Raw genomic sequence first — 6,432 nt, forward strand, 5'->3', positions numbered from 1 at the left:
TGGTGGATGACGCGTTGTTGGGCGGGGCCGTTGGGTGCGGTGAGGCCGTTGCTGGCGCCGTCCTGGTTGATGGCGGTGCCGCGTATGACGGCGAGGATCCGGCGACCGGCCCGCCGGGCGTCGGAGAGCCGCTCCAGCAGCACCAGGCCCGCGCCCTCCGCGAATCCGGTGCCGTCGGCATCCGCGGAGAACGCCTTGCAGCGGGCGTCCGGCGACAGGCCCCGCTGGCGGCTGAACTCCACGAGCAGGACGGGCGTCGCCATCACCGTCACGCCGCCGGCCAGCGCCAGGTCGCAATCACCGCGGCGCAACGCCTGGGCCGCAAGATGCATGGCCACCAGCGAAGAGGAGCACGCGGTGTCGATGGTGATCGCCGGGCCTTCGAGCCCTAGGTGGTAGGCGACCCGACCGGAGGCGACACTCGTGGCATTCCCCGTCATCAAATGGCCTTCGAAGCCCTCCGGTACCCGGTCGGGCGGAGGAACGTACGCCTGTGACACCACTCCGGCGAAGACGCCCGTACGGCTGCCGCGCAGTGATCCGGGAGCGATGCCCGCCCGCTCGAAGGTCTCCCACGACAATTCCAGCAGCAGCCGGTGCTGGGGATCAGTGGCGACCGCCTCCCGGGGGCCCATCCCGAAGAACGCGGCGTCAAACTCTCCCGCGCTGTCCAGGAAACCGCCCTGCCGGGTATAGGCAGTGCCGGGGTGGTCCGGATCGGGGTCGTACAGAGTGTCCAGGTCCCAGCCCCGGTCTTCCGGGAATTCGGACACCGCGTCCGTGCCCTCGCGCAATAGCCGCCAGAGCGACTCGGGAGAGTCGGCACCTCCCGGGAAGCGGCACCCCATTGACACGATCGCGATCGGTTCGTGATCCCTATGTTCCAGCTCTTTGACGCGTCGGCGGGCCTGGCGCAGATCGGCCGTCGTCCGCTTGAGATAGTCGCGCAGTTTGTCTTCGGTGTTCGTCACAGCCGCACTCTCTTCTCGAAGGACTGAACGGTGGACGGGGCGGGATGCGGGAACGCCCCTGTGGTCAGGGCGCGTCGAGTTCCTCGTCGAGGGCCCGGAACAGCTCCGCGTCGGTAGCTTCGGACAGATCGCTCACCGTCTCCTGGCCTGGCCCCCCTCCGACGTCCAGCCCCGAGACGGCCTCGTCCCACTGCCAGAGGGCAGCCCGCAAGCGGTCCTTGATCAATGGGAAGCCCTCGCTGTCCACGGAGATCGCGGCCAGTAGCCGCTCCAGGTCGGCAGAGTGATCCACCGTGTCCCGCGGGGCGAGCCGGGCGAGGAGGTGACCGGCCAGCGCGGCGGGGGTCGGGAAGTCGAACGCCAGGGTTGTGGGCAGGCGCAGGCCTGAGGCCGCCCCGATGCGGTTGCGCAGTTCTACGGAGGTGAGCGAGTCGAAGCCGATCTCCTTGAACGCCCGTTCGGCCGCGATGTCGTCCGCCTCCATGTGTCCCAGCACCGCTGCTACCTGGTCGCGGACCAGAGAGAGAAGGAACTGCTCGCGCTCGGCCGCGGGCAGGGCGCCCAACCGATCGACGAGCGGGGCCACTGGGACCTGCGTCCCCCGTGCGGCGCGGCGCACCGCGCGTGCCCGCATCAGCGAGCGCAGGACCGCGGGAACCGTGCCCTGCTCGGCCTGGGCACGCAAGGCCGCACGGTCCAACGGCGCCGGAACGAGCAGCGGCCGGTCCGCCGCGAGCGCCGCGTCCAACAGGGCCATGCCCTCCGGCACGGACATGGGGAGCAGTCCGCCCCGGCTGATCCGCTCCCGGTCGGCCTCCGCAAGATGTTCCGTCATGCCGCTGGCCTGCTCCCACATGCCCCAAGCCAGTGAGGTCGCGGGTAGGCCGAGGGCTCGGCGATGCCGGCTCAGTGCGTCGAGGAAGACATTCGCGGCCGCGTAGTTGGCCTGTCCAGCGCCGCCGAGCAGCCCTGACGCCGAGGAGAACAGGACGAACGACCGCAGATCCAGATGGCGTGTCAGCTCGTGCAGATGCCACGCCGCGTCCACCTTCGGCCGGAACACCGCGGTCATCTTCTCAGGTGTCAGGGAGGCGAGTATCCCGTCGTCCAGGACTCCTGCGGCATGGACAACCCCTGTCAGTGGATGTTCTGGCGGGATCGAGCCGAGCAGCCGGGAGAGAGCTTCGCGGTCAGAGGCGTCACACGCCTCGATACGCACCTCGGCGCCGAGCTCGGCAAGTGCGGCGCCGAGTTCCGCCGCTCCTGGGGCCTGGTCACCGCGCCGCCCAATCAGCAGCAGATGCCGGACCCCTCGTTCGGTGACCAGGTGGCGGGCCAGTGCGGCACCAAGGGTGCCGGTGCCGCCAGTGATCAGCACCGTGCCGTCGTTCCTGTCGGTGGGCGGCACCGTGAGTACGACCTTGCCTACCTGTCGCGCCTGGCTGAAGTAGCGGAAGGCTGCGGGCGCCTGGCGGATGTCCCAGGTGCTGACCGGCAGCGGTTCCAGAATTCCTTGTTCAAAGAGGGCGAGCACGCTGCGTAGGCTCTGCTGGACGCGGTCGATGCCCATGTCCAGCAGTTCGAAGGCATGGTAGGACACGCCCTCATGCGTGGACGCGACGGCTTCGGGGTCTCGTACGTCGGCGATCCCCATTTCCACGAACCGCCCGCCGCGCGGCAACAGCCGGAGCGATGCGTCGATGAAATCGCCTGTCAGGGAGTTGAGGACGACATCTACGCCCTCACCGTCGGTGGCCGTACGGAAGCCGCTCTCGAAGTCCGTCGTCCGGGAGGAGGCCAGGTGCTCGGTGGGGAGGCCCAGGGCGCGCAGCGCCCCCCACTTGCCGGGACCGGCGGTGGCGAACACCTCGGCGCCTAGGTGCCGGGCCAGCTGGAGCGCTGCCATCCCCACGCCGCCGGCCGCGGAGTGGATCAGCAGTCGTTCGCCGGGCCGTACATCGGCCACTTCCACCAGACCGTGATAGGCCGTGGTGAACACGGCCGGGACGCCGGCTGCCTGGGCGAAGGACCAACCGTCGGGGATCCGTGCGATCAGCCGCCGGTCTGCGACGGCGACTGGGCCCACCGAGCCGGGAACCAGACCGAATACCCGGTCTCCGGCGGAGACATCGGTCACTCCGGGTCCCGTTTCCAGCACCGTGCCGGCCGCCTCCGTGCCCAGCGGTGCCCCGACAGGGACCATCCCCAGGGCGGTCAGTACGTCTCGGAAGTTCAGCCCGGCGGCACGGACGGCGATCCGCACTTGGCCCTCGGCCAGCGGAGCCTTGGCCGCCGGGTACAGGGCCGCGCGCAGGTCGTCGGGCGAGCCGCCGGGTGTTTCCAGCCGCCAGGCGGAGCCGTTGCTCGGTACATCCAGTGTTGTTTCCGGAGTGCTCCTAGTGAGCCTCGGAACGAGCAATTCACCGTTACGAAGGGCTAGTTGAGGTTCATCGGTGGCGAGTGCGGCGGGCAGTGCGCGCAGTGAGGCGGCCTCGTCGTCAAGATCGACGAGGGTGATCCGATCTGGATTCTCGGTCGCCGCCGACCGGAGCAGCCCCAGGAGCGGGGCGTTCGCCAACTCTGGAAGGTCACCTGGCAGGACGGGTGCGGCCCGGTGCGTGAGGACCAGGATGGGGGTGGTGTCATCCGTGTTGTCGGCCAGCCGATCACGGAGTCGGTCGAGTAGATCCTGTGCGGCCGCACTGACCATCGTCGGCGTTCCGGTGTCCCCATCACCGGACACACAGACCGGCAGCAAGGTCAGTTCGGCGTCCCGCTCGACGGGCGCGCCGAGCAAGGATGGCAGGTCGCCGAACGGGCCGAGGGAGCCCGAGATTTGGTACGGGGGGAGGGCTTCGGCGGACTGCGAGGCAGGCCGGGCTGCCTCGACCCACTCCAGCTCGTACAGTGCGTCGGAGGCCGAGCGGCCCGGTCCGGCGGGCGCACGGCCGGATTGCGTGGGGCGCAGGGTGAGCTGTTCGACCTGGGCGACTGGTGCTCCCGTGGGGTCCGCTACGGACACGGTCACGGTGTTCTCACCGCCCTCGCCCGGTGAGAGGGCGACGCGGAGCGTGGTGGCACCGGTGGCCTGAAGGGAGGCCCCAGCCCAGGTGAATGGCAGGTTCACGCCTTCGCCGAGGAAGTCGCCCAGCCCCATGGCGTGGAGCGCCGAGTCCAGGAGAGCGGGGTGTATACCGAAGCGTGCGGCGTCGAGATGGTACTCGGGCGCCAGCTCCACCTCGCTGTACACAGTGCCGTCCAGTACCCAGGCTGCACACAGGTTCTGGAACGCGGCTCCGTACGTGTATCCCAGGTCCGCGAGTCGTTCGTAGAGACCTTCGGTGTCTAGCTCCGTGGCGCCCGCAGGCGGCCAGACATCCAGAGAGGTCCCGGCCTGTGGCGGGGGAGCGAGTGTGCCGGCGGCGTGACGGGTCCAGGTGACCTCCTCGACCAGCGTCTCGGCGTCGGCGGAATCCGGCCGTGAGTGCACGGTGACCGTTCGTCGGCCCTCGTCGTCAGGGGGATCGATAGTCACCTGGAGCTGGACGCCGCCGTGCTCGGATAGGAACAGCGGGGTTTCGAGAGCGAGCTCCTCGACGCTGGCACCGCCGAGGCAATCAGCGGCCTGGAAGGCCAGTTCAAGGTAGGCGGTGGCGGGCAGCAGGGCGTTCTCACCGACTGCGTGGTCGGCCAGCCAGGCATGTTGCCGACGCGACAGCCGACCGGTCAGGAGCAGGGTGCCGCCATCGGCGAGCGTGGTGGCCGCGCTGAGGAAGGGATGGTCCAGGGTGTCCAGGCCCAGGCTCGTCGCATCGCTCTGCACGGCAGGGCCTTCCAGCCAGTAGCGGTGGTGTTGGAAGGGGTAGGTGGGGAGGTTGGTGGGGTTGGGGTTGGTGGGTGGGGTGGTGTTCCAGTTGGTGGGGGTGCCGTGGGTGTGGTGTTGGGCGAGGTTGAGGTGGAAGCGGCGGAGGGTGCCTTCTTTTCGGCGGAGGGTGCCGGTGGTGAGGGTGGTGTGGGGGGTGGTGTCGGCGGTGTCTTGGATTGCGGTGGTGAGGACGGGGTGGGGGCTGGTTTCGATGAATTGGGTGTGGCCGGTGTTGAGGAGGGTGAGGAGGGTGGGGTGGAGTTGGACGGGGTTGCGGAGGTTGTCGTACCAGTATTGGGCGGTGAGTTGGGTGGTGTTGATGGGTTGGGCGTAGAGGGTGGAGTAGAAGGGGGTGGTGCTGTGGGTGGGGGTGATGTCGTTGAGGAGTTGGAGGAGGGTGTTTTGGAGGGGGTGGATGTGGGGTGTGTGTGAGGCGTAGTCGACGGGGATGGTGCGGGCTCGGATGTTGTGGTTGTTGAGGTGGGTGGTGAGGTGGTGGATTTGTTGGGTGTTTCCGGCGATGACGGTGGTGCGGGGGCCGTTGTGGGCGGCGATGTGGAGGTCGTTGTAGGGGGTGAGGTGGGTTTGGGTTTCGTGGGGTGGGAGGGGGATGGAGGCCATGGTGCCGGTGTTGGCGAGGGGGAGGAGGGCTTTGCTGCGGAGGGCGACGATTTTGGCGGCGTCGTTGAGGGTGAGGGCGCCGGCGATGTGGGCTGCGGCGATTTCGCCTTGGGAGTGGCCGAGGACGGCGTCGGGGTGGATGTCGTGGTGTTGCCAGAGGCGGGCGAGGCTGGTCATGACGGCGAAGAGGGCGGGTTGTGTGATGTCGACGCGGTCGGGGGGTGGGGTGTGGGTGTTGTTGAGGAGGTCGAGGAGGTTCCAGTCGGTGTGGGGTTGGAGGGCTTCGCTGGCTTGGGTGAGGTGGTGGGTGAAGGTGGGGGAGGTGGCGAGGAGTTGGTGGGCCATGCCGTGCCATTGGGAGCCTTGGCCGGGGAAGACGAAGACGGTTTTGCCGGGTTCGGTGGTGGTGGCTTGGACGAGGCTGGGGTGGGGTGTGTTGTGGGCGAGGGCGTTGAGGGCGTTGAGGAGGTCGGTGTGGTCGGTGGGGGTGATGACGGAGCGGTGGGTGTGGTGGGTGCGTCCTTGGGTGAGGGTGTGGGCTGCGTTTTGGAGTTCGGTTTGGCTGGTGTGGGTTTGGGCGTAGGTGTGTAGTTGGGTTGCTTGGTCGCGTAGTGCTTGTTCGGTGTGGCCGGACAGTAGCCATGGTGCGAGAGCGGTGTCTTGGGTGGGGGCTTCTTGGGTGGTGGGTTCTGGTTGGGTGGGGGCTTCTTCGAGGATGATGTGGGCGTTGGTGCCGCTCATGCCGAAGCCGGAGACGGCTGCGCGGCGTGGGTGCCCGTTCCGTGTCCATGTGCGGGCCTCGTCCAGCAGCTCTACCGCGCCGCTTTCCCAGTCGACGTGGGGGGTGGGTGCGTCGAGGTGGAGGGTGCGGGGGAGGCGGCCGTGGTGCATCGCCATCACCATTTTGATGATGCCGCCGACGCCGGCGGCTGCTTGGGTGTGTCCGATGTTGGACTTCAACGACCCGAGGTACAG

Annotated in this window: 2 protein-coding genes; both read right to left on the bottom strand. The window is 68.5% G+C overall.

Translation table 11 applies throughout. The annotated features are described in order from the left end of the window. Positions 1-971: beta-ketoacyl synthase N-terminal-like domain-containing protein (locus AB0E05_RS36235; protein WP_361971841.1), on the bottom strand; the 971-nt coding region annotated here is incomplete at its 3' end. Positions 972-1,035: 64 nt separating this feature from the next. Next, the gene (locus AB0E05_RS36240; protein WP_361971843.1) at positions 1,036-6,417 is read right to left on the bottom strand and encodes a type I polyketide synthase; all 5,382 of its coding nucleotides are present in this window, start codon (positions 6,415-6,417) and stop codon (positions 1,036-1,038) included. Positions 6,418-6,432 lie beyond the last annotated feature (15 nt).

Origin of the sequence: Streptomyces sp. NPDC048057, from assembly GCF_040653095.1 — a bacterium.
Classification (GTDB): Bacteria; Actinomycetota; Actinomycetes; order Streptomycetales; family Streptomycetaceae; genus Streptomyces.